The sequence below is a fragment of the Rhodococcus sp. NPDC019050 genome (genome assembly GCF_055664235.1).
Window position 1 is genome coordinate 78,068 of the sequence record NZ_JBVOON010000005.1, and the last position, 19,184, is coordinate 97,251.

General features: G+C 65.7%; 13 protein-coding genes. 2 read left to right on the top strand and 11 right to left on the bottom strand.

The window, feature by feature from the left end; all coding sequences use genetic code 11:
- The first annotated feature begins 25 nt into the window (after window positions 1-25).
- Window positions 26-814 carry an acyl-[acyl-carrier-protein] thioesterase gene (locus AC0B44_RS08025; protein ID WP_471902377.1) on the top strand — a complete coding sequence of 263 codons (789 nt, stop codon included), beginning with the start codon at window positions 26-28 and terminating at the stop codon, window positions 812-814.
- A 17-nt stretch (window positions 815-831) separates the two neighbouring features.
- Entirely contained in the window at window positions 832-1,323 is a 492-nt protein-coding gene (locus AC0B44_RS08030; protein ID WP_471902378.1) for a SixA phosphatase family protein, read from the top strand.
- Window positions 1,324-1,442: 119 nt separating this feature from the next.
- On the opposite strand, the gene AC0B44_RS08035 is transcribed toward AC0B44_RS08030, so the two are convergent.
- From AC0B44_RS08035 to AC0B44_RS08085, 11 genes are all read right to left on the bottom strand, one after another.
- Window positions 1,443-5,414, bottom strand: coding sequence for a DNA-directed RNA polymerase subunit beta' (locus AC0B44_RS08035; RefSeq protein WP_471902379.1), 3,972 nt, complete (start codon window positions 5,412-5,414; stop codon window positions 1,443-1,445).
- Between the two features lie 116 nt (window positions 5,415-5,530).
- Window positions 5,531-9,037 (bottom strand): DNA-directed RNA polymerase subunit beta, encoded by a 3,507-nt coding sequence (rpoB, locus tag AC0B44_RS08040; protein ID WP_471902380.1) that lies wholly within the window; start codon window positions 9,035-9,037, stop codon window positions 5,531-5,533.
- Between the two features lie 349 nt (window positions 9,038-9,386).
- On the bottom strand, window positions 9,387-10,271 hold the full coding sequence (locus tag AC0B44_RS08045) for a Tim44 domain-containing protein (protein ID WP_471902381.1): 885 nt from the start codon (window positions 10,269-10,271) through the stop codon (window positions 9,387-9,389).
- Between the two features lie 58 nt (window positions 10,272-10,329).
- Window positions 10,330-10,920: a hypothetical protein gene (locus tag AC0B44_RS08050; RefSeq protein ID WP_471902525.1), complete on the bottom strand. Its 591-nt coding sequence runs from the start codon at window positions 10,918-10,920 to the stop codon at window positions 10,330-10,332.
- A 128-nt stretch (window positions 10,921-11,048) separates the two neighbouring features.
- Entirely contained in the window at window positions 11,049-12,296 is a 1,248-nt protein-coding gene (locus tag AC0B44_RS08055; protein ID WP_471902382.1) for an MCE family protein, read from the bottom strand.
- Window positions 12,293-13,630, bottom strand: coding sequence for an MCE family protein (locus AC0B44_RS08060; RefSeq protein WP_471902383.1), 1,338 nt, complete (start codon window positions 13,628-13,630; stop codon window positions 12,293-12,295). The genes AC0B44_RS08055 and AC0B44_RS08060 overlap by 4 nt, the downstream gene beginning before the upstream one ends.
- On the bottom strand, window positions 13,627-14,883 hold the full coding sequence (locus AC0B44_RS08065; protein WP_471902384.1) for an MCE family protein: 1,257 nt from the start codon (window positions 14,881-14,883) through the stop codon (window positions 13,627-13,629). The genes AC0B44_RS08060 and AC0B44_RS08065 overlap by 4 nt, the downstream gene beginning before the upstream one ends.
- Window positions 14,883-15,881: an MCE family protein gene (locus AC0B44_RS08070; protein ID WP_471902385.1), complete on the bottom strand. Its 999-nt coding sequence runs from the start codon at window positions 15,879-15,881 to the stop codon at window positions 14,883-14,885. Before AC0B44_RS08070 ends, AC0B44_RS08065 begins: the two co-directional genes overlap by 1 nt.
- Window positions 15,878-16,957 carry an MCE family protein gene (locus AC0B44_RS08075; protein WP_471902386.1) on the bottom strand — a complete coding sequence of 360 codons (1,080 nt, stop codon included), beginning with the start codon at window positions 16,955-16,957 and terminating at the stop codon, window positions 15,878-15,880. Before AC0B44_RS08075 ends, AC0B44_RS08070 begins: the two co-directional genes overlap by 4 nt.
- On the bottom strand, window positions 16,954-18,324 hold the full coding sequence (locus AC0B44_RS08080) for an MCE family protein (RefSeq protein ID WP_471902387.1): 1,371 nt from the start codon (window positions 18,322-18,324) through the stop codon (window positions 16,954-16,956). The genes AC0B44_RS08075 and AC0B44_RS08080 overlap by 4 nt, the downstream gene beginning before the upstream one ends.
- Window positions 18,321-19,181 carry an MlaE family ABC transporter permease gene (locus AC0B44_RS08085; protein WP_471902388.1) on the bottom strand — a complete coding sequence of 287 codons (861 nt, stop codon included), beginning with the start codon at window positions 19,179-19,181 and terminating at the stop codon, window positions 18,321-18,323. The genes AC0B44_RS08080 and AC0B44_RS08085 overlap by 4 nt, the downstream gene beginning before the upstream one ends.
- Between the last annotated feature and the right edge of the window lie 3 nt (window positions 19,182-19,184).

Here is a 19,184-nt window from a genome sequence, read left to right on the forward strand (position 1 = left end):
ATATCCGACACAGGGGGACTACGCAGTGGCGACAGCAACATCCACGGACGACACGCCATGGGCCCGACCACTCGGGGCGCTCCCCGCCGAGGCCGACCCGTTCCACACCGTCCGCACCGTCCGCACCGGTGACGTCGACACCTCGCAACGCCTACGACTCGACGGGGTCGCGCGGTACCTCCAGGACATCGGCACGGACAATCTCGAAGCGGTCGATGCCACAGCCACCGATCCACTGTGGATCGTCCGGCGCACCGTGATCGACGTGCACCGTCCCGCCCGGTTGTCCCAGCACCTCCGCCTCAGCCGGTGGTGCGATGCGCTCTCCACCCGGTGGGCGAACGTGCGCGTGCGACTCGAGGACCCCAACCGCGACGACATCGGTCCTTTCATCGAAACGTCGGCCTTCTGGATCGACATCGGTCCCACGACCGGTGCTCCCACCCGTATCAGCGACGCCCTGTTCGACCACATGTCCCGTTACGCGCACGACACCCGGCTCAAATGGCGCGCGTGGCTGCCGGCGGCACCGACCGGAGCGGCCACCGAAACCCGCGAGTTCCCGCTTCGGGTAACTGATTTCGACCCGTTCGGACACGTGAACAATGCCGTTTACTGGCACGGGGTCGAAGAATTGCTGGCCTTGCGCCCCCACCTGCAGGCCTCCCCCTACCGCGCGATCATCGAGCATCTGCGGCCCATCGAAACCGGCGAGACCCTCGTCCTGCATGCCGTCGACGACGTGGACGGCCTCATCCTGTGGTTCACGGTGGACGAGCGCGCCCGCGCGGTCGCCCGGGTCGTGCACCTCTGACGCCCTACGGTGAACCCATGACCCGCACTCTGATCTTGCTGCGACACGGCAAGTCCGCGTACCCGGACGACGTGGACGACCACGAGCGTCCCCTGTCGCCGCGCGGACGCCGCGAGGCCGGACTCGCAGGACGGTGGATCAGAGCTTCCGCGCCCCCGATCGATGCGGTGCTGTGCTCGTCGGCCACCCGTACCCGCAGAACACTGACCGAAGCCGGTATCGACGCGCCGGTCGACTACCGGGACAGCCTGTACCTCACCAGCCCTGCCGCACTCGTCGACGAGATCCGGTCGGTCCCGAAGGACGTCCGGACGTTGCTCGTCGTCGGGCACGAGCCGACCCTGTCGGCGACGGTGCTGGATCTGATCAGCGACCACGGCACGGACGCGGCGCAGCAGGTCGCCGAAAAGTTCCCCACATCGGCGGTCGCCGTCCTCACCGTCCGTGGCCGCTGGAGCGAACTCGAAAGGGGCCGGGCCGAACTCGTCGACTTCCACATCCCCCGATAGTCCCCCGCACGATCAGGTCACGGACGACGAAGAGGTCCCGCCCCCGAAGAGATAGGGGCGGGACCTCTGTCGTTCTGCAGCACCACTGTCCTAGGGCATCGCTGCCCTAGACCACCGGGCTACCGGTAATCGTTGGAGTAACCGTAGTCGTCCAGCGGAACCGCGGCACCGGTGTTCTGGCCGAAGCCGTCCGGGGAGTAGTACTGGTCGTCGTACGCCGGGATGGCGTAGGCGGCCGCACGTGCCTCCTCGGTGGGCTGAACCTGGATGTTCCGGTACTTGTTGATGCCTGTACCGGCCGGGATCAGCTTGCCGATGATCACGTTCTCCTTGAGACCGATCAGCTTGTCCGAGCGGCAGTTGATCGCCGCGTCGGTGAGCACACGAGTGGTCTCCTGGAAGGACGCTGCCGACAACCACGAATCGGTCGCCAGCGACGCCTTCGTGATGCCCATGAGGACCGGACGGCCGGCAGCCGGCTCGCCGCCTTCCTGAACCACACGACGGTTCGCAGCCTCGAACTCGCTGCGCTCGACGAGCGAACCGGGCAGGAACTCCGTTGCGCCCGAGTCGATGATCGTCACGCGACGCAGCATCTGGCGCACGATGACCTCGATGTGCTTGTCGTGGATCGACACACCCTGGCTCCGGTACACCTCCTGGACCTCGTGGACCAGGTGAACCTGGACCTGACGGGGACCCATCACGCGCAGCACCTCGTGCGGATCGGCAGCACCTTCGAGAAGCTGCTGGCCGACTTCCACGTGGTCGCCGTCCGCGAGGACGCCTTCCGTGCCGTTGGCCTTGCGGATGACGTGCAGACGCTGACGCTTGGACAGCTTGTCGTACACGACCTCCTCGCCACCGTCGTCGGGGATGATCGTGATCTTGTAGAAACGATCGTCGTCCTCGAGGCGGATACGGCCGGACACATCGGCGATCGGGGCCTTGCCCTTGGGGACACGGGCCTCGAACAGCTCCTGCACGCGGGGCAGACCGCCGGTGATGTCCTCACCGACGCCACCCTGGTGGAAGGTACGCATGGTCAGCTGCGTACCGGGCTCACCGATCGACTGTGCGGCGACGATACCGACGGCCTCGCCGATGTCGACGAGCTTGCCGGTCGCCATCGAGCGGCCGTAGCAGGTGGCACACACGCCGGTTCCGGTGTCGCAGGTCAGGACCGAACGGACCTTGACCTTGCGGATACCGGCCTCGAGCAGTGCCTCGATCGCGGGGTCACCGAGATCGGAACCACGCTCGACGACGACGTTGCCGTCCTTGTCGACCGCATCGGTGGCGAGCGTACGGGCGTACGTGCTCGTCTCGATGTGGGCGTCGCGGACCAGCTTGCCGGTCTCGTTGCCCTCGGCGTCGCGCTCCGGCTCGGCGATGACCATCTCGATGCCACGCGGCGTACCGCAGTCGACCTCGCGGACGATGACGTCCTGCGACACGTCCACCAGACGACGGGTCAGGTAACCCGAGTCGGCGGTACGCAGAGCGGTATCGGCAAGACCCTTACGCGCACCGTGCGTGTTGATGAAGTACTCGGCGACGGTCAGGCCCTCACGGAACGAGGACTTGATCGGGCGAGGAATGAACTCGCCCTTCGGGTTCGTCACCAGGCCCTTCATACCCGCCAGCGAGCGGATCTGGGTCATGTTGCCCGCAGCACCCGACTTGACGATCGTGGGGATCGGGTTGTCGTCCGGGTAGTGCGCCTCCATGGCCTGACCGACCTCTTCGGTCGCTTCCTGCCACAGCTTGACGAGCGAATCGCGACGCTCGTCCTCGGAGAGCTTTCCTCGGTCGTACTGCCGCTGGATCGCGTCTGCCTGGCCCTCGTAACGCTCGAGGATGTCCTTCTTCTCCGGCGGAACGAGCACGTCCGCCATCGAGATGGTCACGCCCGAACGAGTGGCCCAGTAGAAGCCCGCGTCCTTGAGCTTGTCGACGGTCTGCGCGACGACGATCATCGGGTAGCGCTCGGCGAGATCGTTGATGATCGCGGCCTGACGCTTCTTCGGCATGATGTCGTTGACGAAGCCGTAGTTGACCGGCAGGAGCTCGTTGAACAGGACACGACCGAGGGTCGTCTCCGCCGTCCACGCCTGGCCGTACTTCCAGCCCTCGGGGAACAGCTCGTTCTCGAGGTCACGCGGCGGACGCTGATGCGTGAGCCGCACCTTGATCGGAGCCTGAACCGAGAGCACGCCGCGGTCGACAGCCATCTGCGCCTCGGCCGGGGACGAGTACACGCCCTGCTCGGCCTGATCGCCGGTGGACGGCTGGTACGCACCCGGAGCGTCCTCACGCAGACGGGTCAGGTGGTACAGACCGGTCACCATGTCCAGACGCGGCATGGCGAGCGGACGACCCGAAGCCGGCGACAGGATGTTGTTCGAGGACAGCATCAGGATGCGGGCCTCGGCCTGCGCCTCCGCGGACAGCGGAAGGTGCACGGCCATCTGGTCACCGTCGAAGTCGGCGTTGAATGCCTCACACACCAGCGGGTGGAGCTGAATGGCCTTGCCCTCGACGAGCTGCGGCTCGAACGCCTGGATGCCCAGACGGTGCAGCGTGGGAGCACGGTTCAGCAGAACCGGATGCTCGCTGATGACCTCTTCGAGGACATCCCACACCTGAGCGCGCTGACGCTCGACCATGCGCTTGGCAGACTTGATGTTCTGCGCGTGGTTGAGATCGACGAGGCGCTTCATGACGAACGGCTTGAACAGCTCGAGCGCCATCAGCTTCGGCAGACCACACTGGTGCAGCTTCAGCTGGGGACCGACGACGATGACCGAACGGCCCGAGTAGTCGACGCGCTTACCGAGCAGGTTCTGACGGAAGCGGCCCTGCTTGCCCTTGAGCAGATCGGACAGCGACTTGAGCGGGCGGTTGCCCGGACCCGTGACGGGCCGGCCACGACGACCGTTGTCGAACAACGCGTCGACGGACTCCTGCAGCATCCGCTTCTCGTTGTTGACGATGATCTCGGGTGCACCGAGGTCGATCAGTCGCTTGAGGCGGTTGTTGCGGTTGATGACACGGCGGTACAGATCGTTGAGGTCGGACGTCGCGAAACGGCCACCGTCGAGCTGAACCATCGGACGTAGCTCCGGCGGGATCACCGGAACGGCGTCGAGCACCATGCCCATGGGCGAGTTGCCGGACTGCTGGAACGCCGCGACGACCTTCAGTCGCTTGAGCGCACGCAGCTTCTTCTGGCCCTTGCCGCTGCGGATGGTCTCGCGCAGCGACTCGGCCTCGGCGTCGATGTCGAAGTTCTCGATGAGCTTCTGGATCGCCTCGGCGCCCATGGCACCGGTGAAGTACTCCCCGTAGCGGTCCTGCAGCTCGCGGTAGAGCATCTCGTCGACGATGAGATCCTTCGGCTTCAGCTTCGTGAAGGTGCTCCAGATCTCGTCCAGACGATCGAGTTCGCGCTGCGAGCGGTCGCGCAGCTGACGCATCTCGCGCTCGCCGCCGTCCTTGACCTTGCGGCGGACATCGGACTTGGCACCCTCGGCCTCGAGCTCGGCCAGGTCTGCTTCGAGCTTCTGCGCACGGGCCTCGAGGTCGGCGTCGCGCTGATCTGCGACAGCCTTCTTCTCGACCTCCATCTCGGCCTCGAGGGTCGAGAGTTCGTTGTGACGCAGGTCGTCGTCGACTGCGGTGATGACGTACGCAGCGAAGTAGATGATCTTTTCGAGATCCTTCGGAGCGAGGTCGAGCAGGTAACCGAGACGGCTCGGCACACCCTTGAAGTACCAGATGTGGGTGACGGGTGCGGCCAGTTCGATGTGGCCCATCCGCTCACGACGCACCTTGGCGCGAGTCACCTCGACGCCGCAGCGCTCACAGATGATGCCCTTGAAGCGGACACGCTTGTACTTACCGCAGTAGCACTCCCAGTCCCGGGTGGGGCCGAAGATCTTCTCGCAGAAGAGGCCGTCCTTCTCGGGCTTGAGCGTGCGGTAGTTGATGGTCTCCGGCTTTTTGACCTCGCCGTACGACCAGTTACGGATGTCCTCGGCGGTGGCCAGGCCGATCCGGAGTTCATCGAAGAAGTTGACGTCGAGCACGTAACTTCCTTTCCCCTGTGCGGGCTTTGTTGCTGCTAGTTGTCGCTATCGCTGCCGGGGCCCGATGCGGTACGCGTCCCGGTTCTACTCGGTGGCGTACCGCATCGGCTCGGCTCCTAGTTCGCGAGGTCGTCGACGGTGGCCGACTCGTTGCGGGAAAGGTTGATGCCCAGATTGGCGGCAGCCCGTTCGAGATCCTCGTCGTCGCCGTCGGCCATCGTGATGGCCGCGCCGTCGCTGGAGAGCACCTCGACGTTCAGGCACAGCGACTGGAGTTCCTTGAGGAGCACCTTGAAGGACTCCGGGATACCCGGCTCCGGGATGTTCTCGCCCTTGACGATCGCCTCGTAGACCTTCACGCGGCCCACGACGTCGTCGGACTTGATGGTGAGAAGTTCCTGAAGCGTGTACGCGGCGCCGTAGGCCTGCATGGCCCAGCACTCCATCTCACCGAAGCGCTGGCCACCGAACTGGGCCTTACCGCCGAGCGGCTGCTGGGTGATCATCGAGTACGGACCCGTCGAACGAGCGTGGATCTTGTCGTCGACGAGGTGGTGCAGCTTGATGATGTACATGTAGCCGACCGACACGGGGTACGGGAACGGCTCGCCGGAACGACCGTCGAACAAGGTTGCCTTGCCGTCCGGTCCGACCATGACTTCACCGTCGCGGTTCGGCAGCGTCGAGGAGAGCAGACCCGTCAGTTCCTCTTCGCGGGCACCGTCGAACACCGGGGTGGCGATGTTGGTGTCGGGATCGGCCGACACCATCTCCTCGGCGAGGTTCTGTGCCCACTCGGGACGGCTGCCGTCGTCGGCGATCTGGATGTTCCAGCCCGCCTTGCCGATCCAGCCGAGATGCGTCTCGAGGATCTGGCCGATGTTCATACGACGCGGAACACCGTGCGTGTTGAGGATGATGTCGACCGGCGTGCCGTCGGACAGGAAGGGCATGTCTTCCTGCGGAAGGATCTTGCCGATGACGCCCTTGTTGCCGTGGCGGCCAGCGAGCTTGTCGCCGTCCTGGATTTTGCGCTTCTGGGCCACGTACACGCGGACGAGCTCGTTGACGCCGGGAGGCAGATCGTCGTCGTCTTCGCGCGAGAACACGCGGACGCCGATGACCTTGCCGGTCTCGCCGTGCGGAACCTTCAGCGACGTGTCGCGCACCTCGCGCGCCTTCTCACCGAAGATCGCGCGGAGCAGGCGCTCCTCGGGGGTCAGCTCGGTCTCGCCCTTCGGCGTGACCTTGCCGACGAGGATGTCGCCGTCGCGCACCTCGGCACCGATGCGGACGATGCCGCGCTCGTCGAGGTCCGCGAGGACCTCGTCGGAGACGTTCGGGATGTCCCGGGTGATCTCCTCGGCACCGAGCTTGGTGTCGCGGGCGTCGATCTCGTGCTCCTCGATGTGGATCGAGGTGAGCACGTCCTCCTCCACGAGGCGCTGCGACAGGATGATCGCGTCCTCGTAGTTGTGGCCTTCCCACGGCATGATCGCCACGAGCAGGTTCTTGCCGAGCGCCATCTCACCGTTCTGGGTGCAGGGGCCGTCGGCGAGGACCTGGCCGGACTCCACGCGCTGACCCTCGTCCACGATCGGACGCTGGTTGGAGCAGGTGCCCTGGTTGGAGCGATCGAACTTGCGCAGACGGTACGTCTTGCGGGTTCCGTCGTCGGCCATCACGGTGATGAAGTCGGCGGAGACCTCCTCGACCACACCGGCCTTCTCGGTGACGATGACGTCGCCGGCGTCCACAGCGGCACGGAGTTCCATGCCGGTGCCGACGATCGGCGACTCGCTGCGCACGAGCGGCACAGCCTGACGCTGCATGTTCGCGCCCATGAGTGCACGGTTGGCGTCGTCGTGCTCGAGGAACGGAATCATCGCGGTGGCGACGGAGACCATCTGGCGAGGCGAGACGTCCATGTACTCGACGGTGTCGGCCGAGACGTACTCGATCTCCGCACCCTTCTTACGGACGAGCACGCGATCTTCTGCGAACGTTCCGTCAGCAGCGATCGGCGAGTTCGCCTGCGCGATGAGGTAGCGGTCCTCTTCGTCGGCCGTGAGGTACGCGACCTCGTCGGTGACGATGCCGTTCTCGACCTTGCGGTACGGGGTCTCGATGAAGCCGAACGGGTTGACCCGTGCGTACACCGACAGCGAACCGATCAGGCCGATGTTCGGGCCCTCAGGGGTCTCGATGGGGCACATGCGGCCGTAGTGCGACGGGTGGACGTCGCGGACCTCGAGGCCGGCGCGCTCACGCGACAGACCACCGGGGCCGAGAGCCGACAGACGACGCTTGTGCGTCAGGCCCGACAGCGGGTTGTTCTGGTCCATGAACTGCGACAGCTGGGAGGTTCCGAAGAACTCCTTGATCGCGGCCACGACGGGACGGATGTTGATCAGCGACTGCGGCGTGATGGCCTCGACGTCCTGAGTGGTCATCCGCTCGCGAACCACACGTTCCATGCGGGACAGGCCCACGCGGATCTGGTTCTGGATGAGCTCACCGACGCTGCGCAGACGACGGTTGCCGAAGTGGTCGATGTCGTCGACCTCGACGGGAACCTCGACGCCACCGGGGACGGTCATCTTATTTTCGCCGGCGTGCAGGCGCACCAGGTACTCGATCGTGGCGACGATGTCTTCCTCGGTGAGGGTGGACGCCTCGATCGGCTGACCCGAGTTCAGGCCGAGCTTCTTGTTGATCTTGTAACGACCCACGCGTGCGAGGTCGTAGCGCTTGTCCTTGAAGAAGAGGTTTTCCAGCAGGGTCTGCGCGCTCTCCTTGGTCGGCGGCTCACCCGGACGGAGCTTGCGGTAGATATCGAGCAGCGCCTCGTCGGTGCCGGCCGTGTTGTCCTTCTCGAGCGTGGACATCATGATCTCGGAGAAGCCGAAGCGCTCCACGATCTGCTCGGTGGACCAGCCGAGCGCCTTGAGCAGCACCGTGACGGGCTGACGACGCTTGCGGTCGATGCGGACACCGACGGTGTCGCGCTTGTCGACGTCGAATTCGAGCCATGCACCGCGACCCGGGATGACCTTGACGCTGTGCAGGTCCTTCTCGGTGCTCTTGTCGACGGACTTGTCGAAGTACACGCCCGGGGAACGCACGAGCTGCGAGACGACGACGCGCTCAGTGCCGTTGATGACGAACGTGCCCTTGTCGGTCATCATCGGGAAATCACCCATGAAGACCGTCTGGCTCTTGATCTCGCCGGTGTTGTTGTTGATGAACTCCGCCGTGACGAACAGCGGAGCTGCGTACGTCATGTCCTTGTCCTTGCACTCCTCGACGGAGGCCTTGACCTCGTCGAAGCGAGGGTCGGAGAAGGAGAGAGACATCGAGCCCGAGAAGTCCTCGATGGGCGAGAGTTCGTGGAGGATCTCTTCGAGACCGCCGACGAGATGGCCGTCGAGTCGCTCGGCAGCCTTCGCGCGCCAGCGCTCGGAGCCGATCAACCATTCGAAGGAATCCGTCTGTATGTCGAGGAGTCCTGGGACTTCGAGAGGCTCGCGAATTTTCGCGAACGAGACCCTCTTCGGGGCTCCGGGGATTCCGGCTACTGCCTTGGTCTGGCTAGAGACTGCCAAGATGCGTCCTTCCAGCACCTCACGCGGGACGCTCCAACCGGTGCGACCGCCGCTGTACCTGCTTCTTCTGTGGGGCGTTTTTGCTGGTTACAACCCGATTGGTACTCCACCGAACTACGGGAACGATCTCACCCTCGGGGCGAAATCCGTCTCGACGATCGAGGAGTGGACAGGAGGCAGCCAGCGCAAAGAACGAGCCTACACCACGAAAACGCAGATGTCCACAGGGGTGCCTCAAAGAAACCTGGCAAGCGGCGCTGGAAGGAACGAACCGCACAGGTGTACCGATAGAGTGACCGTTCGCGACCGCCGCGTCAAGCCTCCCGGCGGATCGAAATCGCGCGAATTCGCGCCGAACGGTCCCTCGTCACCTGTCCCGGATCTCCGACACCAGCCAGTTGCCGTCGGTTTTCTGCATCCGGACGAGCACCGGGGCCTGTGCGCTGCCCTGCGCGATGCCGTCGCCGGTCGCACTGACGTTGATGTACGCGGCGACCTCCGCCTGTGATTCGTCGAGCACCGACGTGCCGATGTGCAGAACGTTCACCTCGGTCACGGTGTGCGTCTGGATGGCGGCCTGTTTGGTCACCTCCGCCGTGGCGTCGAACTCCTCCAGTCGCTCCGGGGTCAGCAGGCTCCGGATCTCCGCGAAATCCTCGTCGATGGTCTCGTAGTTGTAGCCGTGCATCGCTTCGATCGCGTGCTTGGCCGCATCGGTGACCTCACGTGTGGCTGCCGCATCGACCCACGCCGTGTTGGACACGTCCGCACCCGGCCGGAAGGCAGCAACGACCGCCACCACGGCGAGGATCACGGCCACCGCACCGATCACCAGCGGTCTGCGCATGCTCCGGGTTCCGGAGCGCGTCGATCCCACCGACGACGCGGTGGCGGACACCCGGGCAACAGGTGCCTCGTCGGGCGTCGCATCGGCTGCGTCGTCGGCCGTGTCGCGCGTGAGGTCGCTACCGGTCGACTCGGGGCCTGCCGCCTCCGTATCGCGGTCGGCGGGCGTGTCCGAGCTTGAAGCGTCCTCCGTGGAGGTCTCCGCGCCGGATGTCGCTGCTGCCCCCCTCGCTGCTGCGGGAGACTCGGCTGCGGGAGACTCGGCTGCGGGCGTCTCTGCTTCGGGCGTCTCTGCTTCGGGACGGTCGACCGAAGGATCCGACGAACGGGCACGCGTGGACCCTGCGATCTTCGGACGTCGACGCGCCGGCCCGACCGGTCCGGACTTCCGTCGCTGCGGTGGCACTACACACACTCCTTCATCGGTTCGAGCAGACTCGTTCCCGCGGGGCGGGAGGCGGGTCTCACGGTCCCTGAGGCTCCTCCGGGGCGGGCGCCTCCGGTGCAGGACCCGCCGGAGCGGGTTCGGACGGGACAGGTTCGGACGGTGCGGCACCCGGGACGGGTCCGGCCTCCATCTGCACCGAGCCGAGCGGCTCGATCGTCTCGGCCTTCCATACGCCGTCGTCCTCCCGGAGCGACACGTTCACCGACACCTTGTTGGTCACGAAATTCTCCGGTGTCGTGGTGCGTACGGCAAGCACCACCAGCGCCTTCGCGACGTCGTCATCGGTGTTCAACTCGGTGAGGGTTCCGAACAGCACCTCACCCGACATGCTCGTCCCGGTCTGGGCGACCTGATCGCGGATCTGCTGCTCGGTGGCCGCAAGATCGTTCTCGAGCGCCTCACCGGTGATCGACGAACGCATGTTCTCGATCGACGCGTCGACGTTCTGGGCGTCGACACTGTTGAGATTGATCGCCGCCTGGAAGGCACCCGACAGGGCGGCGTCCCGCGCGTCGGCGACCGGCCGATCCACGAACAGGGCTTTACCCCAGCCGAATCCGAACCACACTGCTGCGCCGAGGGCGATCACCGCCAGCACACTCACGATTGCCGTGACCGTCTTGTGCGACCGCCCGCGGCCCTCTCGGCGCGACTGCGTCTCCGGGGACGTCGTGGGCTCGTCGGGCGCGACGACGGAGGATCCTGATGCACTCACTCCAACAACCTACTCACTGCTCACTTGGGGGTAACTCCGAGCAGCGGCGCCAGTTGCGTCGCCACCGGGTTCAGGTTCAGACGGTCGGGGTCCTTCTTCGGTGTGAAGTCCCAGGGCTGAATGGTCGCCGGATCGGCAAAGATGATCCGGTTGGCGCTGCGCACACCGGTGACGCTGCCCTGCGGCACCTCGCACGACGCGTTCGTGTTGAGCGGGAAGTCCTGCTGGGTGTCGTCGAAGTTCGGGTTCTCCGCGCGCATCTGCGCCAGGATCTCGTGTGTTCCCTCGTACCCGATGGTGCACGACGGCGGGTTGTTCGTCTCGAGGATGATGCCCTGCTTCACCGTGCCGTCGCCGGGCGCGACCGTACTCGAACTGCCGGCGATCGCAGGCAGGAAGGCGAGGATCGGTTGCAGCGCGATCGCTTGCGGGGCAAGTGTTTCCCCGAGCGCTGCGAGATTGGTGAGATTCGCGGTGAGGCCGGGCCCCGAACCGGAAATGAGCTGGGACAGTTGGTCGCTCGCATCCGTTCCGGTCTCGATCAACCGGCGGATGTCCGGATCGCTGTCACGCAACTGTGCCGTGACGAGTTCGAGGTCGGAACTGAACTGCCGGATCGACGACGACTGCTCGGACTGGGTGTCGAGCACCGTCTGGCTGTCACGGATCAACGCGAGGGTCTGCGGCAGGTACTGTACGCCCGACTCGCTGAGTCCGTCGAGCGAGTCGACGAGCAGTTGGAGATCGCCTCCTCGTCCGTCGAGCGCGGCCCCGAGTTCGGTGACCACGGTGCGCAGCGGCTCGAGCGGAACCGAATTCACGAGTCCGTTCGTGCTCACGAGCAGTTCCTCGACCGGGGTCGGCAGATCCTCGGCGGTGGACTCCACGACCGAGCCTTCGACGAGATACGGACCCTCGTCGCTCGTGGGCCGGAGATCGACGTACTGCTCACCGATCGCCGACCGGTTGGCCACAACAGCGCGGGTCGCCGCCGGGATGGACGGTCCACCGTTGTCGAGCCGAAGTTCGACGTCGATGCCGTCCTCGGTGAGGGTCAGCGGGCCGACCCGGCCGACCGGGACACCGAGGTAGGTCACCTCGGCGTTCTCGAAAACGCCGCCCGAGTCCGGGAACCGGGCGTTGACCGTGTACTGCCCGAAGCCCATCAGGTTGTCGAGCCGCACGTAACGAGCGCCCACGTACAGAACGCCGAGGACGGCGATCACCACGAAGGCGACCAACTGGAACCGCACGAGACGTGATCTCACTGTCCACCCCCGAATCCGAGGCCGTTCAACAATCCCTCCAGGGGGTTCGAGGGCGCAGGTGCTGCCCCGTCGGTGCCGGGACCGTCGCCGGCGCCCGCTCCGGCCTCACCGAGGCCCGGGATTTCGATGCCGTCCGGCAGCGCCACCCCCTCCGGCAACGGGAGTCCGGGCAGCGTCGGCAGAGGCAGCGGCGGAACCAGCGACACCGTGGGCCAGCCCACCGCGGGGCCGTTGCCGTTGTAGTACGGATTCGACGGATCCACCACGGGCTTCGGATTGCCGAACTGGGGCTGCCGGTACACCGGCTCACCCTGCCCCACACCGAGCGCGGCCAGCGCGTCGCCGATCTGAAGGTCGACGGCGAGGAACAGGTTGACCGAACTACCGAGCGCGACCTTCTCCACGCCGTCCGGGAACGGCACGGTCGGAATGAACGGCAGCGCCTCGACGAGGTCGTCTCCCGACGCCGCGAGTTGCTGCAGGGTGGGGCGCAGTGCGAGCAGATCCGCGATGAGGTCTTCCTTCGACTGTTCGAGGACATCGACACCGGCGACACCGAGTCTGTCGAGCTGGGCGAGCAGTTCGGTCAGCTGGGGGCGCTGTTGTTCGAGCACTTCCGTGGCCACGGGCAACTCGTCGAGGACCGCGGCGATCTTGTCGTTCTGTTCGACGACACGCACGGTGAGCGCGTCGAGCCCGTCGAGCGCCCGGGTGATGTCGTTGCGCTGCTCGTCGAGACCGGTGATCAGGGTCTCGGCCTGTTCGAGCAGACTGCGTGTCGTGCCTTCCCTGCCGTCGAACGCACTGGACAGTTCTTTGACCACCGGCGCGATCTGCCCGACGCCACCACCGTTGAGCAGCAGCGACAGCGCACCGAGTACGGGTTCGATCTCGGTGGCCTGCTGGGTTCGATCGAGCGGAATGACGTCGCCGTCCGAAAGCCTGCCCGCCGGCGGTTCACCCTCGGGCGGAGTGAGCTCGACGAACTTTTCGCCGAGCAGACTGGACTGCTCGACCGAGGCGATCGAATTGGCAGGCAGGTCGACCGCCGAGTCGAGCACGATCTCGACCTTTGCGGTCCAGCCGTCGTTCGGAGCCACACCGATCGACTCCACGCGACCCACAGGGACGCCGTCGACCTTCACCGTCGACTGCGGAACCAGGTCGAGGACGTCCTCGAACTGGATACCGACGCGGATCGGCGAACTACCGATATCCGTTCCGCCGGGCAGCGGAACACCGGAGAGCCCGCCACAGCCCGACACGGCGAGAGCCACCACGCACGCACTCGCACCGAGAACGGTGATTCGAGCCGTCCGCACCGTGCCGCTCATCGGCCGCCCCCTTGATCGTTGAGATCGAGCCGGGGTGATTCGACACCCGGCACCGTGCCGGGAACCACCTGACGCTGAATGTTTTCACCGCTGAGAATCCCGAACGGGAGGATCAGATCCGGCGTCTTCTGAGCCGCCGTCACCTGTCCCGCGATCATGTCGCACCGATCGATGAGCGGCTGCATCTGCCTGCCGAGTTGCTCGAAACGCGGATCACCGGGAACCAGCCGGCCCAGGTCGATGAGGCCACACACCGCACCCGCAGGATCCTGCAGATCGGTGAGGACCAAACGCGACGCCAGGACACCGGCTTCCGCGTCGTACGAATTGACGAGGTTGCTCACCGCGAGCGGCAGCAGGGTGAGAGAGTCCAGCAGTGCTTCCCGGCGCTCCGCCAGCGTCGTGGTGACCGGAACGAGTGCATCGACGTTGTCCTTCAGCGCAGTCTGGTTGTCGCGCACGAATGTCGCGACCTCCCCGAGCGTTATCGACAGCTGGTTCACCGCCTGGCCGAGATCCTCGCGTTCGCCTGCCAGGAACCCGGACAGGTCCGCGAGCTGAGTGTTGAACTCGCGAACCTGCTGATCGTTCGCAGCCAGTGCGCTCACGAAGATCTGGAGGTTTTCGATCGTGCCGAACAGGTCGCCGCGGGACTCGTTGAGAGTCCGTGCGGCCGAGGAGAGTTGATCGATGCTCTGTCCCAGCGCAGCGCCGTTGCCGGCGAGATTGTCGGCACCCACCTCGACGAACTCGGTCAGGGCACCGTCGCGGTTGGCACCCTCGGGTCCGAGCGCACGCGACAGTTCGTCGATGCTCGCATAGAGCTGATCGACCTCGACGGGGGTGGCGGTGCGGTCACGTTCGATCACCGCACCGTTCTCCAGCTTCTCGCCCCCGGAGTAGGCAGGGGTGAGCTGGACGTAGCGATCGGCCACCACGGAGGGACTGATCTGCACGGCACGCGCGTCGGCGGGGATGTCGATACCGCGGTCCACACGGATACCGACCTTCACGACGTCGCCCTGCGGTTCGACGGAGGTCACCGACCCGACCTCCACGCCCAGCACGCGCACGCCGGACCCCTGGTAGATACCGACACTGTTGTCGAAATACGCGGTGATGTTCGTCGTACCGGCACGAGTCCACAACCACCATCCGCCGGCACCGGCCGCGACCACCACTGCCACGACGAGGGCGATGATCGCGATGCGGCCGCGACCGGACCGGGTGCCGCCGTCTTCGGAGTGCGCCATCAGTTCACCCCTTCCATCTGGCGAACGGGCTCGCGATAGCCCGGAATGTCGGGCAGCCCCGGCGGGGTCAGGTTGACGATGACCTGATCGAACCAGCGGCCGTTACCGACGACATTGGTGTACACGCGCACGAACGGCTCGTACAGCTCGATCGCACGGGCGAGATTGTCGTTGTTGTCCTGGAGGATCTGGACGACTCCGCGAAGCTGCTGCAACGCCGGACCGATGGATTCCTCGTTCTCCTGCACCAGACCCGACAGCTCGGTGGAGAGCCGTTTGGTGCCGTCGAGCAGCTGAGAGATCGCCTGCTGCCGATTGTTCAGCTCGGCGACGAGCAACGCGCCGTCGCTCAGCAAACGGTTGAACTCGACGTTGCGGTCGGCGAGAACCTTCGAGACGTTGCTCGTCGCACCGAGCAACTTCTTCAGCTCCTGGTCGCGGCTGGCAACCGTCTCCGACAGCCGGCTCACGCCGTCGAGCGACGCCCGGAAGTCGTCCGGGGTCTCCGAGAACGCCTCGGACAGCGCCGAGAAGCTCGTCGCGAGCTGGTCGGAATCGATCTCGCCCAGCGTCGTGGCGGCGGAGGAGAACGCCTCGATCACGTCGTACGGTGCGACCGTGCGTTCCAGCGGAACCCTGGTGTCGGCGCGCAACACCTCGGTACCACGCGGGTCGAGGGCGAGGTACTTCTGCCCCAGGATCGTCTTGATCTGGATCGAGGCGGAGGTGTCGTTTCCGACCCAGGCGTCCTGGACCTTGAACGAGACGACGACGCGATCACCCTCGAGGTCGACGCCGGTGACCTGACCGACCTTGACCCCGGCGATGCGTACTTCGTTGCTGGGCCGAAGCCCCGCGGCTTCACTGAATTCGGCCTCGTAGGTGACTCCTGCGCCGAGGATCGGCAGCGAACCGAGGAAGAAGGCGGACACTGTGGCCAGCAGAACTATGACGATGCCCAGGGCACCGGCTGCGGCCGGACTGCGGCGTTTGCTCATCGTCCCTGCAACTCCTGCATCCCGTCCTGCGTGCATCGCTGCGCAGCATTCGTGTAGATGGGCTGGTTCACGGTGGGCAGACCCGTCGGCAGGTTCAGGTACGGAACCGATCCGGGGCCGGCCACGACGTCGATGCCGCACAGGTAGAACTGGAACCACGAACCGTAGCTTGCGACCCTGGCCAGTCTGTCCAGCTTCACAGGAAGCGTTTCGAGCACCTTGTCGAGGTCGTCCCGGTTCGAGTTGAGCGTCGAAGAGAGCTGCTCGAGCGCGGTGATGGACTGCGAGATCGAAGGCCTCGTCGGCTCGAGGACGTCCGAGACGGCGTCGGTCAGTCCGGCGAGCGACTGCACCGCCGACCCCACCGTCTCCCGGTCCTCGGCGAGGCCGCTGACCAGTGCCTGCGTGTTGACCAGCAGCGAGTCGAGTTGCCGATCGCGCTCGTCGACCGTCGCGAGAACGGTGTTGAGGTTGTCGATCACCGCGCCGATCACCCGGTCCTTGTCTGCGATGGTGTTCGTCAGACTCGCCGTGCTGCGCACGAGGTCGCTGACGGTACCGGCTTCACCCTGGAACACCTGGATGATCTGGTACGACAGCTTGTTCACGTCGTCGGCACTGAGCGTCTGGAAAAGCGGCCGGAATCCGTCGAAGAGCGTGGTGAGGTTGACGGCGGGCCGGGTCCGCTCGATCGGGATGGTCTCGCCCGCATTCATCTTCAGTCCCTGCCGGCTCTCGCCCTCGGCGAGCGCGATGTAGCGCTGGCCGACCAGGTTCCGGAATCTGATCGTCGCGGTGGCGCCGGCGGGGAGCCAGTCGCGTTGCTCGAGCGAGAAGGTGACACGGGCTTCGCGGTCGTTGACGACCGCGATCTTGTCGACCTGCCCGACCCGCACACCTGCGATCCGGACGTCGTCACCTTCGTTGAGCGAGGTCACGTCCGAGAAGACCGCGTGGAATTTGGTACCGCCACCGCCGCCGACACTGGCGATCGTGGCTGCCAGGATGCCGGTCGCGACGATCGTCACGAGGGCGAAGGCGATGAGTTTGACCAAAGGAGCGACGAGACCTCTCATTCGATACTCACCTCCGTTCCGCGCATCGCAGGCGCGCCCAGTCGCGTGGTCCAGGCGGGCACGTCTTCTGGCTCCATACCGGTGGCCTGGCCGTAGATGACATCGAGTGTGTCCTGTTCGGCGGCCGAACCCGCGTAGGAGACCGTCGACGCCGTGTCGGGCGAGGTGCCGATGATCTCGCTCACCGCATCCGGCACTCCGGAACCCTCGGGCGCCGGGAAGATCGGGAGGTTCGCCGGCCCGGGGTTACGGGAGGGGACCTGGTAGGACCCGTCGTTGACCGAGCCGCCCGGGTACTGCGGGAACTTGCGGCCGGGCTCGGCGACGTCGAGGTAGCAGGCCGGTCCGCGGTCGTCGAGCAGTCGCGGCTCGTCCTGGTTCGGCAGGTAGCGGCCCTTGGGGTTGGTGAACTGGATGTTGGCGCGCACACCGGGGAACGGGTCGTCCACCGCGAGCACTCCGGCCGCCGCGGGCAACGCGTCGGCGAAGCCCTTGAACGTGCACGGGAACGCCGGGGAGTATCGGGCGAGCAGTTGCAGCGCCTCCTTCGAGTCGGCCGACAGGCTGATGATCGAGTTCGCGTTCGTGTCGATGAAATCTGCAGTCACCGACGACGATCCCGTGGCGCTGGCGAGCAGCGTCCGGATCTGGTTCTGCTGCTCGACAACGGTTCCGCCCGTGGTGCGGAAGTTGTCCAGCGCGTCGACGAGATCGGGCGCCGCGTCCGCGTAGGTCTGGGAGAAGTCGGCGAGCCCCCGCAGATCTTCCTGCAGAGTGGGCAGTTCGACGTTGACTTCACGGAACACCTGCTCGAGCTGTTCGACGGTGCGGCCGAGTGTTTCGCCGCGTCCGCTCAAGCCCTGGGCGAGGGCGCCGAGGGTGTTCGCGAGATCCTGCGGCGGGATGGCCTGGAGCAGCGGCAGCAGTCCGTCGAGCACGTCGCTCAGTTCCGCGGTGCGGGCGCTGGTGTCCTGCCTCAGCACGTCGCCGGGCTGCACGGGATCGGCCGGGTCGTCCGGGATGAGCAGCGAGATGTACCGCTCACCGAACAGTGTCTTGGGGAGCAGTTGGGCGGTCGCGTTGGACGGGATCTTGTCGACCATGGCGGGGTCGAGTGCGAGGTGCGCGGTCACCGTGCCGTCCTTCGCGCTCGTCCCACGCACCTCCCCCACGTTCACGCCGCGAACCTTGACGTCGGCGTTCTGCGGAAGGGCGTTACCGATGCTGTCGGTGAGGACGTCCACTTCGACGATCTTGGTGAACGTCTTGTTGTAGACGGCGACCGTGAAATACAGGAACAGTCCTACGACGAGGAAGAACACCAGGCCGAGGACGCGTCGGCGCAGCACCGAAGTCGGCTCGCTCATCCGGCAATCCTCACCGTCGTCGTGGTGCCCCAGATGGCGAGGCTGAGGAAGAAGTCGAGCACCGCGATGGTGACGATCGCGGTGCGGACCGCGCGGCCCACCGCCACGCCGACGCCGGCCGGGCCGCCGCTCGCGTGGAAACCGTAGTAGCAGTGGATCAAGATCAACACGAAGGCGAAGATCAGCACTTTCGCAAACGAGTAGAGAACGTCCTCGGGTGGGAGGAAGAGATAGAAGTAGTGGTCGTACGAACCGCTGGACTGCCCGTTGAACAGGGTGCTGATCACGCGCGTCGCGAGATACGCCGCGAGTAGCCCGATGATGTAGAGCGGGATGACCGCGACGAAGCCGGCGATCATGCGCGTGGTCACCAGAAACGGCACCGACGGCACAGCCATCACTTCGAGCGCGTCGATCTCTTCGCTGATGCGCATCGCGCCGAGCTGAGCGGTGAACCCACACCCGACGGTGGCAGACAGGGCGAGCGCCGCGACCACGGGGGCGAGTTCGCGTGTGTTGACGTACGCGGACAGGAAGCCGGTCAGCACGGAGGACCCGAGTTGCTCGAGCGCCGCGAAACCCTGGAGACCCACCACGACGCCGGTGAAGCCCGACATCATCGCGATCACGCCGATGGTGCCTCCGATGACCGCGAGCGCCCCGCTACCGAAGGTGACCTCGGCGAGCAGCCGGAGCACTTCCTTGCGGTAGTGGGTGAGGGTGCGCGGAGTCCACGCGACGGCGCGCGCGTAGAACGACATCTGCTCACCGGCGCGATCGAGCATATTCAGAGGAGCGCGCAGCACTTTACGACCCCGGAGAAGGACGAGATCTCCGCGGCCTTTGGAGATTGTCATGGC

Coding starts and splice junctions, on each gene's coding strand:
- AC0B44_RS08080 (WP_471902387.1), bottom strand. CDS start 18,324: ATGAGCGAGCCGACTTCGGTGCTGCGCCGACGCGTCCTCGGCCTGGTG.
- AC0B44_RS08030 (WP_471902378.1), top strand. CDS start 832: ATGACCCGCACTCTGATCTTGCTGCGACACGGCAAGTCCGCGTACCCG.
- AC0B44_RS08070 (WP_471902385.1), bottom strand. CDS start 15,881: ATGAGCAAACGCCGCAGTCCGGCCGCAGCCGGTGCCCTGGGCATCGTC.
- AC0B44_RS08065 (WP_471902384.1), bottom strand. CDS start 14,883: ATGGCGCACTCCGAAGACGGCGGCACCCGGTCCGGTCGCGGCCGCATC.
- AC0B44_RS08085 (WP_471902388.1), bottom strand. CDS start 19,181: ATGACAATCTCCAAAGGCCGCGGAGATCTCGTCCTTCTCCGGGGTCGT.
- AC0B44_RS08060 (WP_471902383.1), bottom strand. CDS start 13,630: ATGAGCGGCACGGTGCGGACGGCTCGAATCACCGTTCTCGGTGCGAGT.
- AC0B44_RS08075 (WP_471902386.1), bottom strand. CDS start 16,957: ATGAGAGGTCTCGTCGCTCCTTTGGTCAAACTCATCGCCTTCGCCCTC.